Origin of the sequence: Micromonospora sp. RV43 (assembly GCF_001029515.1) — a bacterium.
Classification (GTDB): domain Bacteria; phylum Actinomycetota; class Actinomycetes; order Mycobacteriales; family Micromonosporaceae; genus Micromonospora; species Micromonospora aurantiaca.
The window spans coordinates 1-18,182 of sequence record NZ_LEKG01000026.1 but is presented as its reverse complement, the minus strand read 5'-3'; the positions used below and the strand labels follow the sequence as shown (position 1 = coordinate 18,182).

The 18,182-nt window shown below is 74.6% G+C and carries 13 protein-coding genes and 1 pseudogene; 8 read left to right on the top strand and 6 right to left on the bottom strand.

Annotated elements, in window-relative coordinates:
- Positions 1 to 83: 83 nt before the first annotated feature.
- Positions 84 to 977: a virginiamycin B lyase gene (locus ABD52_RS09215; protein ID WP_047891533.1), complete on the top strand. Its 894-nt coding sequence runs from the start codon at positions 84 to 86 to the stop codon at positions 975 to 977.
- A 66-nt stretch (positions 978 to 1,043) separates the two neighbouring features.
- Here ABD52_RS09215 and ABD52_RS09210 read toward each other — a convergent pair whose 3' ends face one another.
- On the bottom strand, positions 1,044 to 1,979 hold the full coding sequence (locus tag ABD52_RS09210; protein ID WP_041799087.1) for an LD-carboxypeptidase: 936 nt from the start codon (positions 1,977 to 1,979) through the stop codon (positions 1,044 to 1,046).
- Positions 1,980 to 2,037: 58 nt separating this feature from the next.
- On the opposite strand from ABD52_RS09210, the gene ABD52_RS09205 reads away from it, so the two are divergent.
- Together ABD52_RS09205 and ABD52_RS09200 are read left to right on the top strand one after the other, a co-directional pair.
- Positions 2,038 to 2,805: a type 1 glutamine amidotransferase gene (locus ABD52_RS09205; protein WP_030273091.1), complete on the top strand. Its 768-nt coding sequence runs from the start codon at positions 2,038 to 2,040 to the stop codon at positions 2,803 to 2,805.
- Between the two features lie 2 nt (positions 2,806 to 2,807).
- Positions 2,808 to 5,831: a bifunctional [glutamine synthetase] adenylyltransferase/[glutamine synthetase]-adenylyl-L-tyrosine phosphorylase gene (locus tag ABD52_RS09200; protein ID WP_047891532.1), complete on the top strand. Its 3,024-nt coding sequence runs from the start codon at positions 2,808 to 2,810 to the stop codon at positions 5,829 to 5,831.
- Positions 5,832 to 6,016: 185 nt separating this feature from the next.
- Here ABD52_RS09200 and ABD52_RS09195 read toward each other — a convergent pair whose 3' ends face one another.
- On the bottom strand, positions 6,017 to 7,753 hold the full coding sequence (locus ABD52_RS09195) for a hypothetical protein (RefSeq protein ID WP_047891531.1): 1,737 nt from the start codon (positions 7,751 to 7,753) through the stop codon (positions 6,017 to 6,019).
- A 45-nt stretch (positions 7,754 to 7,798) separates the two neighbouring features.
- Here ABD52_RS09195 and mptB (ABD52_RS09190) point away from each other — a divergent pair, with 45 nt between their 5' ends.
- Entirely contained in the window at positions 7,799 to 9,202 is a 1,404-nt protein-coding gene (mptB, locus tag ABD52_RS09190; RefSeq protein WP_200905177.1) for a polyprenol phosphomannose-dependent alpha 1,6 mannosyltransferase MptB, read from the top strand.
- Between the two features lie 11 nt (positions 9,203 to 9,213).
- On the top strand, positions 9,214 to 10,695 hold the full coding sequence (gene mptB / locus ABD52_RS09185) for a polyprenol phosphomannose-dependent alpha 1,6 mannosyltransferase MptB (protein WP_047891529.1): 1,482 nt from the start codon (positions 9,214 to 9,216) through the stop codon (positions 10,693 to 10,695).
- Here mptB (ABD52_RS09185) and ABD52_RS09180 read toward each other — a convergent pair.
- Both ABD52_RS09180 and glnA read right to left on the bottom strand, forming a co-directional pair.
- Positions 10,685 to 11,224, bottom strand: a complete 540-nt coding sequence (locus tag ABD52_RS09180) for an ATP-binding protein (protein ID WP_013287750.1) — start codon at positions 11,222 to 11,224, stop codon at positions 10,685 to 10,687. The two genes, mptB (ABD52_RS09185) and ABD52_RS09180, sit on opposite strands and share 11 nt — an antisense overlap.
- Before the next feature lie 163 nt (positions 11,225 to 11,387).
- Positions 11,388 to 12,812, bottom strand: a complete 1,425-nt coding sequence (gene glnA / locus ABD52_RS09175; protein ID WP_013287749.1) for a type I glutamate--ammonia ligase — start codon at positions 12,810 to 12,812, stop codon at positions 11,388 to 11,390.
- Between the two features lie 129 nt (positions 12,813 to 12,941).
- On the opposite strand from glnA, the gene ABD52_RS09170 reads away from it, so the two are divergent.
- Positions 12,942 to 13,397 carry an RDD family protein gene (locus ABD52_RS09170; protein ID WP_047891528.1) on the top strand — a complete coding sequence of 152 codons (456 nt, stop codon included), beginning with the start codon at positions 12,942 to 12,944 and terminating at the stop codon, positions 13,395 to 13,397.
- Between the two features lie 61 nt (positions 13,398 to 13,458).
- On the opposite strand, the gene ABD52_RS09165 is transcribed toward ABD52_RS09170, so the two are convergent.
- Positions 13,459 to 14,148: a DUF4191 domain-containing protein gene (locus tag ABD52_RS09165; protein ID WP_047891527.1), complete on the bottom strand. Its 690-nt coding sequence runs from the start codon at positions 14,146 to 14,148 to the stop codon at positions 13,459 to 13,461.
- A gap of 213 nt (positions 14,149 to 14,361) precedes the next feature.
- Here ABD52_RS09165 and ABD52_RS40150 point away from each other — a divergent pair, with 213 nt between their 5' ends.
- Entirely contained in the window at positions 14,362 to 14,532 is a 171-nt protein-coding gene (locus tag ABD52_RS40150; RefSeq protein ID WP_013287746.1) for a hypothetical protein, read from the top strand.
- Positions 14,533 to 14,744: 212 nt separating this feature from the next.
- Positions 14,745 to 17,669 carry an AAA family ATPase gene (locus tag ABD52_RS09160; RefSeq protein ID WP_235437416.1) on the top strand — a complete coding sequence of 975 codons (2,925 nt, stop codon included), beginning with the start codon at positions 14,745 to 14,747 and terminating at the stop codon, positions 17,667 to 17,669.
- Between the two features lie 112 nt (positions 17,670 to 17,781).
- Here the strand turns inward: ABD52_RS09160 and ABD52_RS09155 are convergent.
- Positions 17,782 to 18,182: pseudogene (locus ABD52_RS09155) on the bottom strand (DUF423 domain-containing protein); the annotation flags it as partial.

Below are 18,182 nucleotides of genomic sequence, written 5' to 3'. Positions count from 1 at the left end.
CGTCCGGAAGGCCCGAATTATTCGTGTTGCCGGGGTGCCGGAGCGCCCGCGAGGCTGGGCGAAACCCGACGAAAGGCCACTCGATGACACAGCCCGCCATCCGCGAGATCCCGCTCACCGGGCCGGGCTCCGGGCCGTACTCGATCACGGTCGGGCCCGACGGCGCGCTCTGGCTGGCGTTGGCCGGCTCCGGCGGCGTCGCCCGGCTCGGCCTCGACGGTGAGGTACGGACCTACCGCGACGGCCCGCCCGGCAGCCGCCCGCTGATCATCGTCGGCGGCCCCGACGGCGCGCTCTGGTACACCCGCTCGGGCGACGACCGGCTCGGCCGGATCACAGTCGACGGCGAGATCGGCTCGGTGGCGCTGCCGCCCGGCTGCGGCCCCTGCGGGCTGGTGGTCGGTGCGGACGGCGCGCTCTGGTACGCCGGCATGAGCGACGACACGATCGGCCGGGTGAGCGTCGACGGGGAGGTGACGTCCTTCCCGCTGCCGGTGACCAGGGGTTTCCCGTCGATGCTGGCGGCCGGGCCGGACGACGCGCTCTGGCTCACGCTCAACCAGGCGAACGCGATCGCCCGGGTCGGCCTGGACGGGTCGGTGACTGTGCATCCGCTGCCCACCGAGGCGGCCGGGCCGGTCGGCATCACCCGGGGCGGTGACGGCGCGCTCTGGTTCGTCGAGATCGTCGCCGGGCAGATCGGCCGGATCACGCCGGACGGGCGGATCGACGAGTTCCCGCTGCCGGACCGGGCGGCGCGCCCGCACGCGATCGTCGCCGATCCGGCCGGTGGCTGCTGGTTCACCGAGTGGGGCGCCAACCGCATCGGCCACATCGACCCGGACGGTCACATTACCGCCCACACCCTGCCCACCCCGGCCTCGGAACCCCACGGCCTCACGGTCACCCCCGACGGCGCGGTCTGGGCGGCCTTGGAGATCGGCGCCGTGGCCCGCCTCACGCCCTCGCCGCGTTGATCATGAGGTTGGCGGCAGTTGTGGATCTCTGAACTGCCGCCAACCTCATGATCGCCGGGGTGGGCCTCAGCCTTGGCGGACGGCGGCGGTTGCCGTCAGGGTGCCTGTGGTGGCGTCCAGGGTGGCGGGGGTACCCACCGGGACGGTGAGCTGGTTGGGGCCGTGGCCGATGGGCAGGCCGCCGAGGACCGGCACGCCCAGGTCGCCCAGGCGGTCGGTGAGCACGTCCACGACAGTGGTGTCCCAGCCGTCCGCGCACTCGGTGAACTGGCCGACAGCCACCCCGGCGATTCCGTCCAGCGCACCGCAGCGGCGCAGGTGGGTGAGCATTCGGTCGATCTTGTACGGCGGCTCCTGCACCTCCTCGACCAGCAGGATCGCCCCGGTCAGGTCGGGCATGTCCGGGGTGCCGATGGACGCGGTGATCAGGCACAGGTTGCCGCCGAGCAGCCGGCCCTCGGCCCGGCCGGGCACCCGCACCGGGAACGTCTCCTCCGCCTCGACCGCCGTCACAGTCACCGGCTCGGCGCTGGTCAGCGCGGCGTGCAGCGACTCCGCCGAGCGGATCGGCGTGCGCTCGTCCCGCCACGCGGCGCCCGGCCCGTGCACCCCGGCCAGGCGGGCGCCCCGCCAGAGCGCGAACTGCAACGCGGTGATGTCGGAGAACCCGGCCACCACCTTCGGATCCCGGCGTACCGCCGCCATGTCGATCAGGTCGACCACCCGCTGCGCGCCGTAGCCGCCCCGGGTGCAGATCACCCCGCGGATCTCCGGGTCGGCGAACGCCGCGTTCAGGTCCGCGGCCCGCAGCGCGTCGTCGCCGGCCAGGTAACCCCGCCTGGCGTACGCGTTCGGCGCGGGCACCGGCCGCAGCCCCCAGCCGGTGAGCAGCTCGATGCCGCGGGCCACCCGTTCGGGACGGGTCGGCCCGGACGGGGACACCAGCATCACCGCGTCGCCGGGACGCAGGGCCGGTGGGCGCAGGCAGTCGTCAGGCACGATCGGAGCCTAGGGCCTGCCGGACCGTGCCCTGTCGGGCGTACCGGTTAGCCTCGACGTCGTGGCGACCGCGCTGGTGATCGAGAACGACCCGACCGACGACCTCCGCCGCCTGGGGGAGTGGCTCACCGAAGGGGGCCTTGAGCTGCGCGTGCTGCGTCCGCACGCCGGTGATCCGCTCCCCGGCGACCTGGAGGGATACGCCGCGCTCGTGGTGCTCGGCGGCGACCAGCAGGCATACCCGGGGTCCGACGGCGGCCCCGGCGCGCCCTGGTTCCCGGCGCTGGAGGGGCTGCTGCGCAAGGCGGTCCGCGGGCGCGTGCCCACGCTCGCCGTCTGCCTCGGCGCGCAACTGCTGGCCACCGCGCACGCCGGCCGGGTCGAACGCAGCCCGTCCGGTCCGGAGGTCGGTCCGGCGCTCGTCGGGCGGCGCGACGCCGCCGAGGACGACCCCCTGTTCCGGTACGTGCCGCTGATGCCCGACGTCCTCCAGTGGCACGCCGACGAGATCACCGAACTGCCGCACGGCGCGACGCTGCTCGCCGCGTCCACCCGCTACCCGCACCAGGCGTTCCGCCTCGGCGACCGGGCCTGGGGCCTGCAGTTCCACATCGAGTGCGACACCGCGATGATCGCCGAGTGGTCCCGCGACTCGGCCGTGCTGGCCGAGCTGGGCTACGACCCGGAGCTGGTGGTGGCGGCCTGCGACCGGGTGATGGCCGACGTCGAGGAGGCGTGGCAGCCGTTCGCGATCCGGTTCGCCGCGCTCGCGCTCGGCGAACTCGGCGACGACAACCCGCGCCGTAGCCTGCCGCTGCTCGGAGCCTGACGGTGACCCGGCCGGCCCGCGGGCGCCTGGCCCGCTACGGATTCGCCGAGGGTGACGGCGCCACCCGCGCCGCGGATCTGCTCGGCCCGGACGGGCTCGCCCTGTGGCGGCCCGACACCCAGGAACCCGCCGACGAACGCGCCGCCGAACTGCTCGCCGCGCTGTCCCGCGCCGCCGACCCGGACCTGGCCCTGCGTCAGCTGCACCGGCTGGTCGAGTCCGAGCGGCGCTCCGGCGACGAGGTGGCCGTACGCGACGCCCTGGCCGCCGACCCCGGGCTGCGCCGCCGGCTGATCGCGGTGCTCGGCGCCTCGTCCGCGCTCGGCGACCATCTGGTCGCCAACCCCGGGCAGTGGGCGGTGCTGGCGACCGAGCCGGACGGGCTCGCCCCCACCGCGGAAGGGCGGCTCGACCTCGGCGTCGCCGCCCGGCTCACCACCGTCACCGGCGCGGTCCCGCTGCTGCGGCAGGCGTACCGGCTCGCGCTGCTGCGGATCGCGGCGGCCGACCTGACCGGCGGGCGCGGCCTGGAGCAGACCATGGCGGCGCTGTCCGGGCTGGCCGACGCCACGCTGGCCGCCGCCTACGACATCGCCGCCGACGAGCTGCCGGCGGGCACACCGCGCCCCCGGCTGGCAGTGGTGGCGATGGGCAAGTGCGGCGGCGACGAGCTGAACTACGTCTCCGACGTCGACGTCATCTTCGTCTCCGCCACCGACGACGACCTGCCCGCCGCGACCCAGATCGCCACCCGGCTGATCCAGATCTGCGGGCTGGTGGCGTGGCCGGTCGACGCGGCGCTGCGCCCCGAGGGCAACCGGGGGCCGCTGGTGCGCACGCTCGCCAGCCACCTCGCCTACTACAAGCGCTGGGCGCGCACCTGGGAGTTCCAGGCGCTGCTCAAGGCCCGCCCGGCCGCCGGCGACCTGGAACTCGCAAAGGAGTGGATCGACGCGCTGGCCCCGCTCGTGTGGACCGCCGCCGAACGCCCCGAGGCGGTCGAGGACGTCCGGTCCATGCGCCGCAAGATCCTCGACAACGTGCCGCCGAAGGAGCTGGAACGCGAGATCAAGCGCGGCCCGGGCGGGCTGCGCGACATCGAGTTCGCCGTCCAGCTGCTCCAGCTCGTGCACGGCCGGGGCGACGAGTCGCTGCGGGTGCCCGGCACCGTGCCGGCGCTGCGCGCGCTCGTCGCCGGCGGCTACGTGGGCCGCGCCGACGGGGAGGCGCTCCTGCGCGGCTACCGCTTCCTGCGCGCCGTCGAGCACCGGCTCCAGCTCCAGGCCCTGCGCCGCACCCACACCGTGCCGACCGAACCGGCCGCGCTGCGCTGGCTCGCCGCCGCGCTCGGCTACGCGGCCACGCCGGGCCGCAGCGCCGTCGAGGAGTTCCGCGCCGAGTGGGTCACCCACGCCACCGAGGTACGCCGGCTGCACGCCAAACTGCTCTACCGGCCGCTGCTCGAATCCGTGGCCCGCGTACCGGCCGAAGGGCTGCGCCTCACGCCCGAGGCGGCCCGGCACCGGCTGGAGGTGCTCGGCTTCGCCGATCCGGCCGGCGCGCTGCGGCACCTCCAGGCGCTCACCGGCGGGGTCAGCCGGACCGCCGCCATCCAGCGCACGCTGCTTCCGGTGCTGCTCGACGAGTTCGCCGACGCCCCCGAACCGGACCGCGGCCTGCTCAACTACCGGCAGGTCTCCGACAAGCTCGGCAGCACCCCCTGGTACCTGCGCCTGCTGCGCGACTCCGGCCCGGTGGCACGCCGGCTGGCCCGGGTGCTGTCCTCGTCCCGGTACGCGGCCGACATGCTGGCCCGCGAACCGGAGGCGCTGCGGCTGCTCGCCGAGGACAGCGAACTGACCCCGCGTCCACGGGAGACGCTCGTCGACGGCTTCGCCGCCGCTGCCGCCCGCCACGACGACCCGGTCGAGGCGATCCGGGCGGTCCGCGCGCTGCGCCGCCGGGAACTGGTCCGGATCGCCGCCGCCGACGTGCTCAGCCGCGCCGGTTCGCTCGCCCCGCTCACCCCGCGCCCGGTCGGCGGCGGGGAACGCCGGCCCACAGTGGTGGACGTGACGGCTGTCGGCACCGCGCTGTCGCACGTCGCCGACGCCACGCTGGCCGCCGCGCTGCGCGCCGCCCGTACCGTCCACCCCGGACCGCCCGGCCTGCGCTTCGCGGTGATCGGCATGGGCCGGCTCGGCGGGTACGAGTCGAACTACCTCTCCGACGCCGACGTGCTGTTCGTCTACGACCCGCCGCCCGGGGTGGAGGAGAGCGCGGCGAGCGCAGCAGCGCACGCCATCGCCGAGGAGTTGCGCCGGCTGCTGTCCGCGCCCGCCCCCGACCCGCCGCTGGGCGTCGACGCCGACCTGCGCCCCGAGGGCCGGCAGGGCCCGCTGGTCCGCAGCCTGGCCGCGTACGCGCAGTACTACGCGCGCTGGTCCCGGGTGTGGGAAGCGCAGGCGCTGCTGCGCGCCCGGTTCGTCTGCGGCGACGCCGACCTGGGCGCCGAGTTCGAGGCCATGATCGAGCCGGTGCGCTACCCGGCCGAAGGGCTGAGCCGCGAGCAGGTGGTCGAGATCCGCCGGATCAAGGCGCGGGTGGAGACCGAGCGGCTGCCCCGGGGCGCCGACCCGGCCACCCACACCAAGCTGGGCCGGGGCGGGCTCGCCGACGTCGAGTGGGCGGTGCAGTTGCTCCAGCTCCGCTACGCCGGTCAGGTGCCCGCCCTGCGCGGCACCCGTACGCTCGACGCCCTCGCCGCCGCCCGCGACGCCGGGCTGCTCGACGCCTCCGACGCCGCCGAGCTGGCGGCCGGCTGGACGCTCGCCGCCGAGGTGCGCGACGCGTTGATGCTGGTACGCGGCCGGGCCGGCGACCAGTTGCCCCGGCACGGGGTGGAGCTGGCCGGTGTGGTGCGGTTGCTGGGGCGCGAGGACCAGGGCGAGTTCCTCGACGAGTACCTGCGCACCGGCCGCCACTCCCGCACAGTCGTCCAGCGCATCCTGGAGTCCCCCCTCTAGACCCGAGCCCGGATGCCGGCCCGGGTGCCACGGCGTGCCGGGGCCTCGCTGACCGCCTTCGCTGCTCCTCTACCGAGGCTTGTCCCGACACGCGAGCCATGCGTTCCGCATCTCGGCAGCGCCGAGAGATCTTGGTAGCAAACGGCCCCTATGGGGGCCTTTTCGTACCAAGATCTCTACCCGGGTCAGCTCGTGAGGGTGTAGGTGCCGGGTTGGGGGACCGTCACGGTGGTCCACTTGCCGGCTCGGGTGACCGTGGCGCCGTTGGAGACGGTGAGCCAGCGGTCGTGGCGTACCCGGATCGGGATCGGGCCGGGGGCGAGGGCGCGGAACGTGATCGAGGCGCCGTCCTGGCTGATCAGCTCACCCGGCGCGCCGACGATCGGGGTGGGTTCGGCCACCGCGTACAGCTTCCAGTGCCGGTTCGACCAGACCTCGGTCAGGTACGGCTGGCCCAGCTCGACCAGCTTCGCCTCGGATCGCCCCACCCAGGAGAACTCGGCATCGGGCACTGCCACGTACTGCACCGCGTTGTCGGCCAGCCAGTCCCGGTAGGTGATCGGGGTCAGCGGGACGCCGGTGCCGTCCGCGCCGGGCACAGTGGTGAAGAACAGTGCGTTGCGGTCGATGTCGGCCTGCCGCAGCCAGCCCCGGGCCAGTGGTACGTCCCCCATGTGGGCCGCCTCCCAGTAGTTGCGGGTCGGCGGCACCTCCACCCGTCCGGTGAGCCCGCGCCGGGCCAGTTCCGCGCGCAGCGGAGCGAAGTACGCCGGGTCGGCCGTCGGATCGTCGGCGCTGCGCAGGTCGGCGGTGACCACCGGCGGCTGCCACCAGCAGACGACGGCGAGCAGGGCGGCAAGCCCGGCCGCTCCGACGGCCCGGCGGGACCGACCCTGGCCGAGCCGGCCAATGCCATGCGCGTCGCTGTCGGGACGGCCCGCGCCGAGTCGGCCCGCGCCGAGTCGGCCCGCGCCGAGTCGGCCGCCGAGGCGGCTCGCGGTGAACCATGCGGGGGGCGTCGCCGCGGCGGCCAGCACCGGCAGCGCGAACATCACCACCAGGCGGGTGGCGTTCAGCCCGACCGGTGTGTGCAGCAGCGCCGACGCCAGCACCCCGGCCGCGGACAGCAGCGCGCCCACCCGCACCGGCCGGTACGCCACGAGAGCCGCCACCACCAGGCTCGTCACCACGGCGTGCACGGTGTCGGCCGTGCTGATGTTCATCCAGCCGCCCTCGCCGAACAGCAGCCCGGTCACTGCCAGCGGCACCGCGGCCGGTACGGCGAGCAGCAGGCCGTCGGCGTACCGGCGGGACAGCAGCAGCGCGACGCCGGCGAGCCCGACGAACAGCCCGGCCACCGGGCTGGCCGCCGAGGCGAGCAGCGCGGCGGCACCGGCGGCGACGGCCGCCCAGACGTTCCGGCCGCCACCGGCAGCGCCGGGACCGGCCGGCCCGGCAGCGACACCATCGGCAGCGGCGGCGGGACGGGTGCGGCGGGCGGGGACCGTGAGCGCGAGCAGCGCGGCCAGGCCGAACGCGACGCCGAGGGCGTACGTGACCCGGCCGGACACCAGGTTGCCGGCGATCGTGACCACGCCGACCAGGCTGCCGAGCAGCGGGCGGGGCACCCGGGTGCGTACCAGCAGGGCGGCGAACGCGGTGGCGGAGGCGAGCAGGGCGAGCGCGCCGGTGACGCGTACCCCGAGCAGTGCCATCAGCGGCGGCGAGACGAGGCTGTAGCCCCACGGGTGCACGCCGCCGTACCAGCGCAGGTCGACCAGGGCGGCCCCGTGCTCGGCGAAGAACCCGGCGCGGGCGACCTGCGCGGACAGGTCCGAACCGGTGGCCGGCAGCGTGAGGTAGAGCACGGCGAGGACGAGCGCCGACACGGCGGAGACCGCCACCACCCGACCGCCCCGCATGCCCACCTCCTGATCGCGAACCACCGTACTGGCAGCATGTCGGACGTGCCTCACCACCTCTCGCGCTGGATCGGCCTGGCGGGTTCGGTGCTGCTCGCCGTGGCCGCGTTCCTCGGCGGCGCCCTGCCCGACGGCGAGTTGCGTCCCACCCCGGTCAGCATCTGGCAGGGCCCGAACGGGCCGCTGATCATCGGGTTGTGGCTGGTCGGCACCGCGCTGCTGGCGTGGGCCTGGTGGTCGCTGCGGGACCGGGTGCCGTCCTCCCGGTGGGTGCTGGTCACAGTCGCGCTGTGGCTGCTGCCGATGCTGGTCGCGCCGCCGCTGGGCAGCCGGGACGTGTACGCGTACGCCTGCCAGGGCGCCAGCTTCTCCGCCGGGATCAACCCCTATGAGCAGGGCGTCTCAGCGCTGCCCTGCCCCTGGCTGGACACCATCTCCTACATCTGGCGGGACACCCCGGCGCCGTACGGGCCGCTGTTCGTGCTGCTCGCCGGCGCGGTGGTGGAGGCCACCGGCTCGCTGCTCGCCGCCGTCGCGCTGTTCCGGGTGCTGGCCGTGGCCGGGGTGGCGCTCACCGCGTGGGCGCTGCCGGTGCTGGCCCGCCGCTGCGGGGTGCCGCCACGGCGGGCGCTCTGGCTGGCGCTGGCGAGCCCGCTGGTGCCCGTGCACCTGGTGTCCGGCGCGCACAACGACGCGCTGATGATCGGCCTGCTCGTGGCCGGGCTGGCGGTGGTGGCCGCCCGGCCGGGCCGGCCCGGACCGCTGCTCGCCGGTGGGGCGCTGCTCGGACTGGCCGCCGCCGTCAAGATCACCGCGCTGGTCGTGATGCCGTTCGCCGCGCTGGCCGCGATCGTCGGGGCGTACCGGATCAGGACGCTGGTGCGCGACGGCGGGTGGGTGGTCGGCGGCTCGCTCGCCGCGCTCGCCGCCGTGACCCTCGCCTCCGGGCTGGGGCTGGGGTTCGTCGGCGGGCTGGAACAGGGCGGGCTGGTGGTGGCCTGGACGTCGCCGCCGACGGCGGTGGGGCAGACCGTCGGCTACCTGCTGGCGCCGTTCGGCGTGCACGTCGACGCGCTGCCGGTGACCCGGGCGATCGGCATGGTCGTGCTGGTCGTCGTGCTGATCTGGCTCTGGTTCCGGTCGTTCCGTCGCGGTGAGCCGTTCTGGCACGCCGGGCTGGCGCTCACCGCCACCGTCGCGCTCTCCCCGCTGTTCCACCCCTGGTACTGGCTGTGGCCGCTGGCCGTGCTCGCCGCCACCGCGCACCGCACGCTCTGGTTCTCGATCGTCACAGTGGTGTCGTCGTTCCTGGTGCTGGCCGACGGCACCGGTTTACCCCGGTACACCAAGATGCCCGGTGCGCCCTTGATGACCCTGTTCGTGATCGGGGTGGTCGTGTGGTTGGTACGGTCGGCTCGCAAGGGCCGGCAGCCGGTTCCCGTGGACTGAGGAGTGTGCCGGTGAGCGAGCCCGACGGACCCGTCCGGCCGATCGCCGCCGGTCTCGCCCGCTACACCGGCCTCGCCGGTGCCGTGCTGCTCACCGTCGCCGGATGGCTCGGCGGCGCGCTACCGGGCACACCACCGCGCGGCACGCTCGCCGCGATCTGGGCCGCACCGCACGGGCCGGTGACGCTCGGCTGCTGGCTGGCCGGGACGCTGCTGCTGGTGGGCGCCTGGTGGTCGCTGCGGTGGGGCGCACCGTCCGGCCGGTGGGCGTACGTGACCGCCGGGCTCTGGTCGCTGCCGCTGCTCGCCGCGCCGCCGATCGGCAGCCGCGACGTCTACTCGTACGCCTGCCAGGGCTGGACGTGGACGCAGGGGCTCAGCCCGTACCGGATGGGGGTCGCGGCGGCCGGCTGCCCGTGGACCGACTCGGTGTCGCCGATCTGGCGGGACACCCCGGCGCCGTACGGGCCGTTCTTCGTGCTGCTGGCCGGGCTCGCGGTTCTCGCCGGTGGCGGCCTGATCGGGACGATCGTGGCGCTGCGGCTGGTCGCGGTGGCCGGGGTGCTGCTGGCCGCGCTCTGCCTGCCCGGCCTGGCTCGCGCCGCCGGGGTGCCCACCCGCCGCGCCGCCTGGCTGGTGCTCGCGTGCCCGCTGGTCGGGATCCACCTGGTGGCGGGCGCGCACAACGACGCGCTCGCGCTCGGGCTGCTCCTGCTCGGCCTGCTGGTGCTGGTCCGCCTGCCGGGCAAGCCACGCGCGCTGCTGGTCGCCGGGGTGCTGCTGGGCCTGGCCGTGGCGGTGAAGGCGGTCGCCGTCGTGGTGCTGCCGTTCGCGGCGCTCGCCGCCGTGCTCGGCCGCTACACCTGGCGGGCGCTGCTGCGCGACGGCGGGCAACTCGCCGCGTCGGTGCTCGGCACGCTGCTGGTCGTGTCGCTCGCCACCGGCCTCGGGCTGGGCTGGGTGGAAGGGCTCGGCCACAGCGGCGACTCGCAGCAGTGGACCTCCCCGCCCACAGCGATCGGCTTCGTGATCGACTACGCCGGTGAACTGGCCGGGCAGCGGCCGGCGGCGGTGCCGGTGGCCCGGACGGTCGCGCTGGTGCTGCTCGCCGGGACGCTCGTCGCGCTCTGGTGGCAGGCGTGGACGGCGCTGCGGCGGCTCAACGACGCCCGGCAGCGGGTGGCCCGGCTGACGCTGGCCCGCCCCCGGGTGGCGCTGCTCGGCGCGGGGCTGGCGCTCGCCGCCACGGTGCTGCTCGCCCCGGTCTTCCACCCCTGGTACGCGATCTGGCCGCTGACAGTGCTCGCGGTCGCGGCGGTGCCGCTGGCCCGGCAGGTCTGGTTCGTGGCGCCCTGCGCGGTGGCCTCGGCGCTCACCCTGCCGGACGGATCCAACCTGGCCCGGTTCAGCAAGGCACCGGGCGCGGTGCTGATGACGGCGCTGGTGGTGGTCGTGGCGGTCGTGTGGACGTTCCCACGCGGTTCTAGGAGATGACGGCAGGCCAGCGGTGCCTGCGCCACTCGTCCCAGGTGGCGAACCCGGCCGGTGGATCGTCGACAGGTTCACTGCCGTCCAGTTCCCCCGGCGTCGGGATGCTCATGACGGCAGCCCACGTGGCGAGTTCCTCGTCGGACATGTGCCAGGTCGTGTGCGGCTCCTCGGCCTGCCGCCGGTCAAGCCGTTGCCGCTGCTCGGCCGGTGTGAGCTGGAAGTAGCGCATCGTCACCGACGCTCCGAGGTCGGCTGCTGCCTGTCGTAGAGCCGAGCGCTCATCTCGGCCCCAGAGGCCGAAGTCGATGACGACGTTGACGCCGAGTTCGAGCGCCCGCAGCGCGATCTCGATGAGCCGTCCCTCGATGACGTCCGAAGCCGACGGCGGGTTCGCCAGCCCGTAGAGGGCCTTCACCCACTCGTCCTTCGTCAGACGAAGGGCCTTCTCCTCGACCTCTATGCGCCGCGCCTCCGTGGTCTTCCCGGTGCCCGGCAGTCCTACGGTCAGGAACAGCGTCGGTCGTGTTGTCATCACTACCCCTACGAGCGGTCGCCTCATCATCGCTGACATCCGGCCATGCCACGATCAGCACGTGCCGCTCGACACGAAACGGCGGCCACGCCGGCTGTGAGCCGGCATGACCGCCGTCCGTCAGGTCGGACCCGATTCGTGCAGGTCGGCGCCTTGATCTACCTCAGCAGTCGAAGTACATCGCGAACTCGTGCGGGGTCGGGCGCAGACGCACCGGGTCGACCTCGTTGGCCCGCTTCCAGTCGACCCAGGTCGAGATCAGGTCCGGCGTGAACACGCCGCCGTCGAGCAGGTAGTCGTGGTCGGCCTCGAGCGCGTTGAGCACCTCCGGCAGCGAACCCGGGACCTGCTTGACGTCGCCCCACTCCTCCGGCGGCAGGTCGTAGAGGTCCTTGTCGATCGGCGCCGGCGGCTCGATCTTGTTCTTGATGCCGTCCAGGCCGGCCATCATCATCGCCGAGAACGCCAGGTACGGGTTGCTCGACGGGTCCGGCACCCGGAACTCGACGCGCTTGGCCTTCGGGTTGCTGCCGGTCACCGGGATGCGGGTGCACGCGGAGCGGTTGCGCTGCGAGTAGACCAGGTTGACCGGCGCCTCGAAGCCCGGCACCAGACGACGGTAGGAGTTCACCGTCGGGTTGGTGAAGGCCAGCAGCGACGGGGCGTGGTGCAGCAGGCCGCCGATGTACCAGCGCGCGGTGTCGGACAGCCCGGCGTAGCCGGTCTCGTCGTAGAACAGCGGCTCGCCGCCACGCCACAGGCTCTGGTGGGTGTGCATGCCGGAACCGTTGTCACCGAACAGCGGCTTCGGCATGAACGTGGCGGTCTTGCCGGCGGCCCAGGTCTCGTTCTTGACGATGTACTTGAACAGCTGGAGCTGGTCGGCGGCGTGCAGCAGGGTGGAGAACTTGTAGTTGATCTCCGACTGGCCGGCGGTGCCGACCTCGTGGTGCGACCGCTCGACCGTGAAGCCGCCGTCGACGAGACGCCGCACGATCCGGTCGCGCAGGTCGGCGTAGTGGTCCACCGGCGGCACCGGGAAGTAGCCGCCCTTGTAGGCGGTCTTGTAGCCGCGGTTGCCGCCCTCCTCGATGCGGCCGCTGTTCCAGGCGCCCTCGATCGAGTCGATGTAGTAGAACGACTGGTGCGCCGAGGTCTCGTGGCGGATGGAGTCGAAGATGTAGAACTCCGCCTCGGCGCCGAAGTAGGCGGTGTCGGCGATGCCGCTGGCGGCGAGGTACGCCTCGGCCTTCTTCGCGACGTTGCGCGGGTCGCGGGAGTACGCCTCGCGGGTGAACGGGTCGTGGATGAAGAAGTTGAGCGCGAGCGTCTTCTGGGCCCGGAACGGGTCGATGAAGGCGGTGGCGACGTCCGGCAGCAGGAGCATGTCGGACTCGTGGATGGCCTGGAAGCCGCGGATCGAGGATCCGTCGAAGGCGAGGCCGTCGGTGAAGACGCTGTCGTCGAACGACTCGACCGGCAGGTTGAAGTGCTGCATCACGCCGGGCAGGTCACAGAAACGTACGTCGACGAACTTCACGTCCTCGTTGGCGAGGTATCGCAGGAGTTCCTCGGAATTGGCGAACACACGTCCTCCTGGCAGGTCCACTCCGTTAGCTGGCTACTGGCGACGCTATGGCCGGGGGGTTGCCCGACCGTGTCTCGTCTGTTTCCGCCGTGTTACGTCGCTTGCGGAGCGTCATCCCGGCACCCTCTGATGCCGAATGTCGTATTTTTCGTCAGGGGCCGCGGTGGCGCTACCCTGGCCGCTGTGACCGATACCGCCGCCACACCGGTGCCGCCCGCCACCGACCCCGCCTTCACCCCGCCCAGCCTCGGCCGCCGCTTCGGCGCCCTGATCATCGACTGGGTGCTGTGCCTGATGGTCGCCCGGGCCTTCTCCGACCCGGTGCGCGACGGCTGGCCGCCGGTCCTGGTGCTGATCCTGGAGTACGGCTTCTTCATCGGCCTGTTCGCCCAGACCCCCGGCATGTACCTGACCCGGCTGCGCTGCGTGTCCTGGGCCGACGGCGGCCGGATCGGGCCGCTCCGCGGACTGCTGCGCGGCTTTCTGCTGGCCCTCGTGGTGCCGGCGCTGCTGATGGACGAGCACCGGCGCGGCCTGCACGACCGGCTCGCCGGGTCGGTCGTCACCGACGCCCCGCGCCGCTGACCCGCACGAGAAAGGAGCCGGCCCCGCACGGGACCGGCTCCTTTCTCGCGTACGCCGGAGGTCAGCGACCCCGGGTCTGCCGGAACGCGCCACGCGCCGGCCGCATGTTCTTCGGGATCGCGCCCTTGGGCATCTGCGGCCGCGCGGTGAGCGCCTTGAGCCGCTTGTCGAGCGCGTTGACGTCGTTGGGGGACAGGGCGCGGGGCAGCCGCATCAGCGTCATCCGCAGCTTGCGGACCGGCAGCTCACCCTCGCCCTGCCCGATCACGTAGTCGTGCAGCGGAGCGGTGCCGATCACCTTCGCCAGGCGGCGCTTCTCCTGGCCGAGCAGGCCGCGTACGCGCTGCGGGTTGCCCTCGGCCAGCAGGATCACACCCTGCCGGCCCACCACCAGGTGCACCATGTCCATCTGGGTGGTGGAGCTGACCGCCGGGGTGACCCGCCAGTCGCCGCGCATGCTCTCCATGATCTGCGCCGCCGCGCCCGGCTGCCCCTCGGCGGCGTTCATCATCGCCTTGTTGGAGCGCAGGTTGAGCACGATCAGCACGGCGAGCAGGGCGAGCAGGATGCCGATCGGCAACCAGATCCAGCCCCAGGCGATCACCGCGACCACGGTGAGCGCGAGCGGGATCAGCACCGCCGCCGCGGTCAGCGGCGCGAACCACTTGTCCTGCTTGGCGGTGAACCGGAACACCATCCCGATCTGCTTCAGCCGCTGGCCGAACGAGACCTTCTCCTGGGGCTTTGCCATACCGCAGAGTCTAGTGGTCGGCGCGCACCCCGTTGATCCGTGGCCGCCCCCTGCGCCGTGGGCTGAGTACCTTACCGCCGCGCCGTCCCGAATCGGCCCGCCGGTAAGGAGGCGGGACGGCCGAAGATCAGGCGGCGTACCCATGCCCCGGGGGCACCTTCGCGCGGAGAGTCGATCTCGACAGGGACACACCGCACGACAGGGAGATCCGAGATGTTCGGCAACGACGCAGACCTCATCCTCAGCATCCACCGCAGCCACGCCGCCGAGCTGCAGGCCGACGCGGCCCAGGACCGGCTCGCCCGGTCGCTGCCACGCCGGCACCCGCGCGGCTGGCTCAGCCGCCGCCAGCACAACGCCCGCCCCGCCGACGCCCGCCGGTGACCGCACCGGCGGCCGTCGCCGGGCTCGCCGGTGCGGCCGGTGCTGTGGGTCGTGGGGAGTTCGCCGGTCCGGCCGTCCCCGGGAATGTGGGCGCGGCCGGTGCCGTGGGGGAGTTCGCCGGTCCGGCCGTCACGGGGGCGGCCGGACCGGCGGCCATCCGCCGTCCGATCGGCCCGGTAGGGCCGTCGGAGGGCCGTGGCATGCTCGACGGCGTGACCGTACGCGCCGCCAGCACCGTCCTCGTCGGCCGCCGGCCCGAGCTGGCCGCGCTCGGCGACGCGCTGGCCCGGTCCCGGACCGGCGAGCCGGCGACGGTGCTCGTCGGCGGCGAAGCGGGCGTCGGCAAGACCCGGCTGCTGGAGGAGTTCGGCACGCAGGTGGACGCCGCCGGCGCGCGCCTGCTCGTCGGCCAGTGCCTGGAGCTGGGCGAGGCGGGCCTCCCGTTCGCCCCGTTCGCCGCCGCGCTGCGCGACGTGCTGCGCCACGACGGGCCGGCCGCCTTCGCCGGCTACGAGGCGGAGTTCGCCCGGCTGCTGCCGGAGCTGGCCCGGATGCCCGCCGGCGTCGCCGCGCCCGCCGGGCCAGCCCTCGCCGACACCCCGCGCGGCTACCTGTTCGACCTGGTCGCCGAGCTGTTCCGGCGGATCGCCGAGGAACGCCCGCTGGTGCTGGTGATCGAGGACCTGCACTGGGCCGACCGGTCCACCCGGGATCTGATCGGCTTCCTGGTGCGGGCCGCCCGCGCCACCCGCCTGCTGGTGGTCTGCACGTACCGCACCGACGAGCTGCACCGGGGGCACCCGCTGCGGCCGTTCCTCGCCGAGCTGGACCGGGTCCGCGGCGTGGACCGGATCGAGCTGGGCCGCCTCGACCGCGACGGCACCGCCGCCGTGCTGGCCGACCTGCTCGGCACCGAGCAGGTCGCCCGGACCGTCGACGACGTGCACGAACGCACCCAGGGCAACCCGTTCTTCATCGAGGAGCTGGCCGCCGCCGGTGGCCCGGTCGGCTGCGCGGCCATCCCGGAGACGCTGCGCGACCTGCTGCTGGCCCGCGTCGACCGGCTGCCCGAGCCGGCCCAGCGGGTGCTGCGGATCGCCGCCGCCGGGGGCACCCGGTTCGCCCACCAGCTCCTCGCCGAGGTGGCCGGCCTGCCCGAGGCCGAACTGGAGGACGCGCTGCGCGCCGCCGTCGCCGGTCAGCTCGTGGTGGCCGACCCGGACGGCGACTACGAGTTCCGGCACGCGCTGGTCCGCGAGGCCGTGCACGACGACCTGCTGCCCGGCGAGCACGCGCGGCTGCACGCCCGGTACGCCGCGGCGATCGAGGCTCAGCCGCACCTGGTCGCCGCCGGTCGCGCGCCGGCCGAGATCGCCCACCACTGGTACGCGGCACACGACCACCCGCGCGCGCTCACCTCGGCCCGGGTCGCCGCCGAGGCGGCGGCCGAGCGGTACGCGTACGCCGAGCAGAGCCGGCTGCTGGAGCGCGTCCTCGAACTCTGGGAGCAGGTGCCCGACGCCGCCGACCGGCTCGGCATGGACCATCTGCGGGTGCTGGAGGACACGCTCACCGCGGCGGTGACCGCCGGAGACCTCAGCCGGGCGCTCACGCTCACCCGGGCCGCGCTGGCCGAGGTCGACGCCGACGCCGAACCGCTGCGCGCGGCGCGCCTGCTCGACCACCGGGGCCGGTTGTTCGCGCTGCTCGGCAAGAGCGACGGCGCGGCCGAGCTGCGCGAGGCGTACCGGCTGGCGGCGGGTGCGCCGCACGGCCCGGAACGGCTCGGTGTGCTCGCCGACATCGCGTCGCACCTGATGAAGGTCGACCCTCGGGAGGCCGCCTCGGTCGCCACCGAGGCCGCGGCCGGCGCGTCCGAGGTCGGCACCGACCTGGTGCTGCTGCCCACCCGGATCGCCCTGCTGCACCGCATCGACGGCACGCCGGAGCTGGGGCTGGCCGAGCTGCGCCGGGTGGAGGCGCGGGCCCGTGCGGCCGACGACTCGTGGGCCCTGGTCAGCGCACTGGTCTTCCTCTCCGACGTGCTCTACGAGCTGGGCCGCTACGACGAGTCCGAACAGGCGGCCGCGGCCGGGGTGAGCGAGGCGCGCCGGGTCGGCATCAGCCGCTCGATCGGGGCGTACCTGCTGTCGAACCGGGCCGAGGCACTGATCGCGCTGGGCCGCTGGGACGAGGCGGACGCCACCTGCGCCGAGGCCGCCCGCATCGACCCGCCCGGCGTGTCCGGGCTGCACTGGCTGCAACTGCGCGCCGGGCTCCACCTGGCCCGCGCCCATCCGGGCGCGGACGAGGTCGTCGGGCGGGCGCTGGCGTTCCTCGGCCGCCCGTACCTCTGGCCGAACCACCGGCTGCCGCTGCACGAGCTGCGCGTGGAGGCCGCGCTCGCCGCCGACGACAAGCCCGAGGCGGTACGCGCGGCGCGCGCCGCCCTGGCCGACGCGCACCTGGCCGACCTGCCCCGCGAGGGCTGGCCGGTGCTGAACGCGCTGGCGCGTACCGCCGCGCTGACCGGGGACGCGACGCTCGCCGCCGACGTGTCGGCGGTGGCCGCCGCGCTGCCGGCCCGGCACCCGGCCGAGCACGCCCACGCCGCCCACGTCACCGCGATCCTCGGCGGGACGGCGCCCACCGGTCCCGCCGACGCGCTCGCCGCGTGGCGGGCGACGGTGGCGGCGTGGCGGGCGGCCGGGCAGCCGTACCCGCTGGGCCGGGCGCTGCTCGGGCTGGCCGAGGCGGCCGCGGCAGCGGGCGAGCGCGACGAGGTGGCCGCCGCGGTACGGGAGACGGCCGAGTTGGCCGCCCGGCTGGGTGCCACCCCGCTGGGCGAGCAGGCGGCGACGCTTGCCCGCCGGGTCGGGCTGCGCGGCACCGGGCGACCCGGGCCGGACCTGCTGACCAGCCGGGAACAGGAGGTGCTGCGGCTGGTCGCCGAGGGGCACAGCAACAGCCGGATCGCCGAGCGCCTGTTTATCTCACCGAAGACGGCGAGCGTGCACGTGTCCCGGATCATCGCCAAGCTCGACGTGACCAACCGGGTGGAGGCCGCCGCGCTGGCGCACCGCCTCGGCCTGCTCGACCCTCCGCCGCCCGCCCCGGCACAGCGCCGCGCCCGGTAGCGCGCCGGACCATCCCGCTTCGCGTCAGGACGCGTCAGGCCGATCGAGCGCCGGGCCAGCCGACCGTCACAGCCGAGCGCCGGGCCGGGCCGGTAGCCGGGCCGGGCCTGCGTCAGTGGCGGGGCAGGTAGATCCGCCAGCCGGCCACGGTGACGACGTCGAGCGTCCCCGATTCGGCGCCGAGGCGCTCGTCCAGCCGCGCGGCCAGCGGCGAGCCGGCCGGTGTCACCCACGCCGCGTCCGGGTCGGCCGACACCTCCCGCCGGTACGCGGGCAGCCTGTCGAACCCGGGGGTCAGGTCGTCGTCGACCACGGCGCAGAGCACGTTCTCGCCTGTCGCGTAGGTGAGCCGGTTGCACGTCCAGTAGCCGCCGCGGACGTTCCGCACGTCGAGCGCGCCGAGCGTGTCCACCAGCGACCGGTGCCGGTCGGCCTCGGCGTGCACGCCCGGCGCGGTCCGCGCCACGTCCACAGTGGCCGCCACGCCGGTGCCGAGCACCCCCGCGATAACCG

Coding starts and splice junctions, on each gene's coding strand:
- ABD52_RS40150 (WP_013287746.1), top strand. CDS start 14,362: ATGTTCGGCAACGACGCAGACCTCATCCTCAGCATCCACCGCAGCCAC.
- ABD52_RS09180 (WP_013287750.1), bottom strand. CDS start 11,224: ATGACAACACGACCGACGCTGTTCCTGACCGTAGGACTGCCGGGCACC.
- ABD52_RS09195 (WP_047891531.1), bottom strand. CDS start 7,753: ATGCGGGGCGGTCGGGTGGTGGCGGTCTCCGCCGTGTCGGCGCTCGTC.
- ABD52_RS09170 (WP_047891528.1), top strand. CDS start 12,942: ATGCCGAATGTCGTATTTTTCGTCAGGGGCCGCGGTGGCGCTACCCTG.
- ABD52_RS09215 (WP_047891533.1), top strand. CDS start 84: ATGACACAGCCCGCCATCCGCGAGATCCCGCTCACCGGGCCGGGCTCC.
- ABD52_RS09165 (WP_047891527.1), bottom strand. CDS start 14,148: ATGGCAAAGCCCCAGGAGAAGGTCTCGTTCGGCCAGCGGCTGAAGCAG.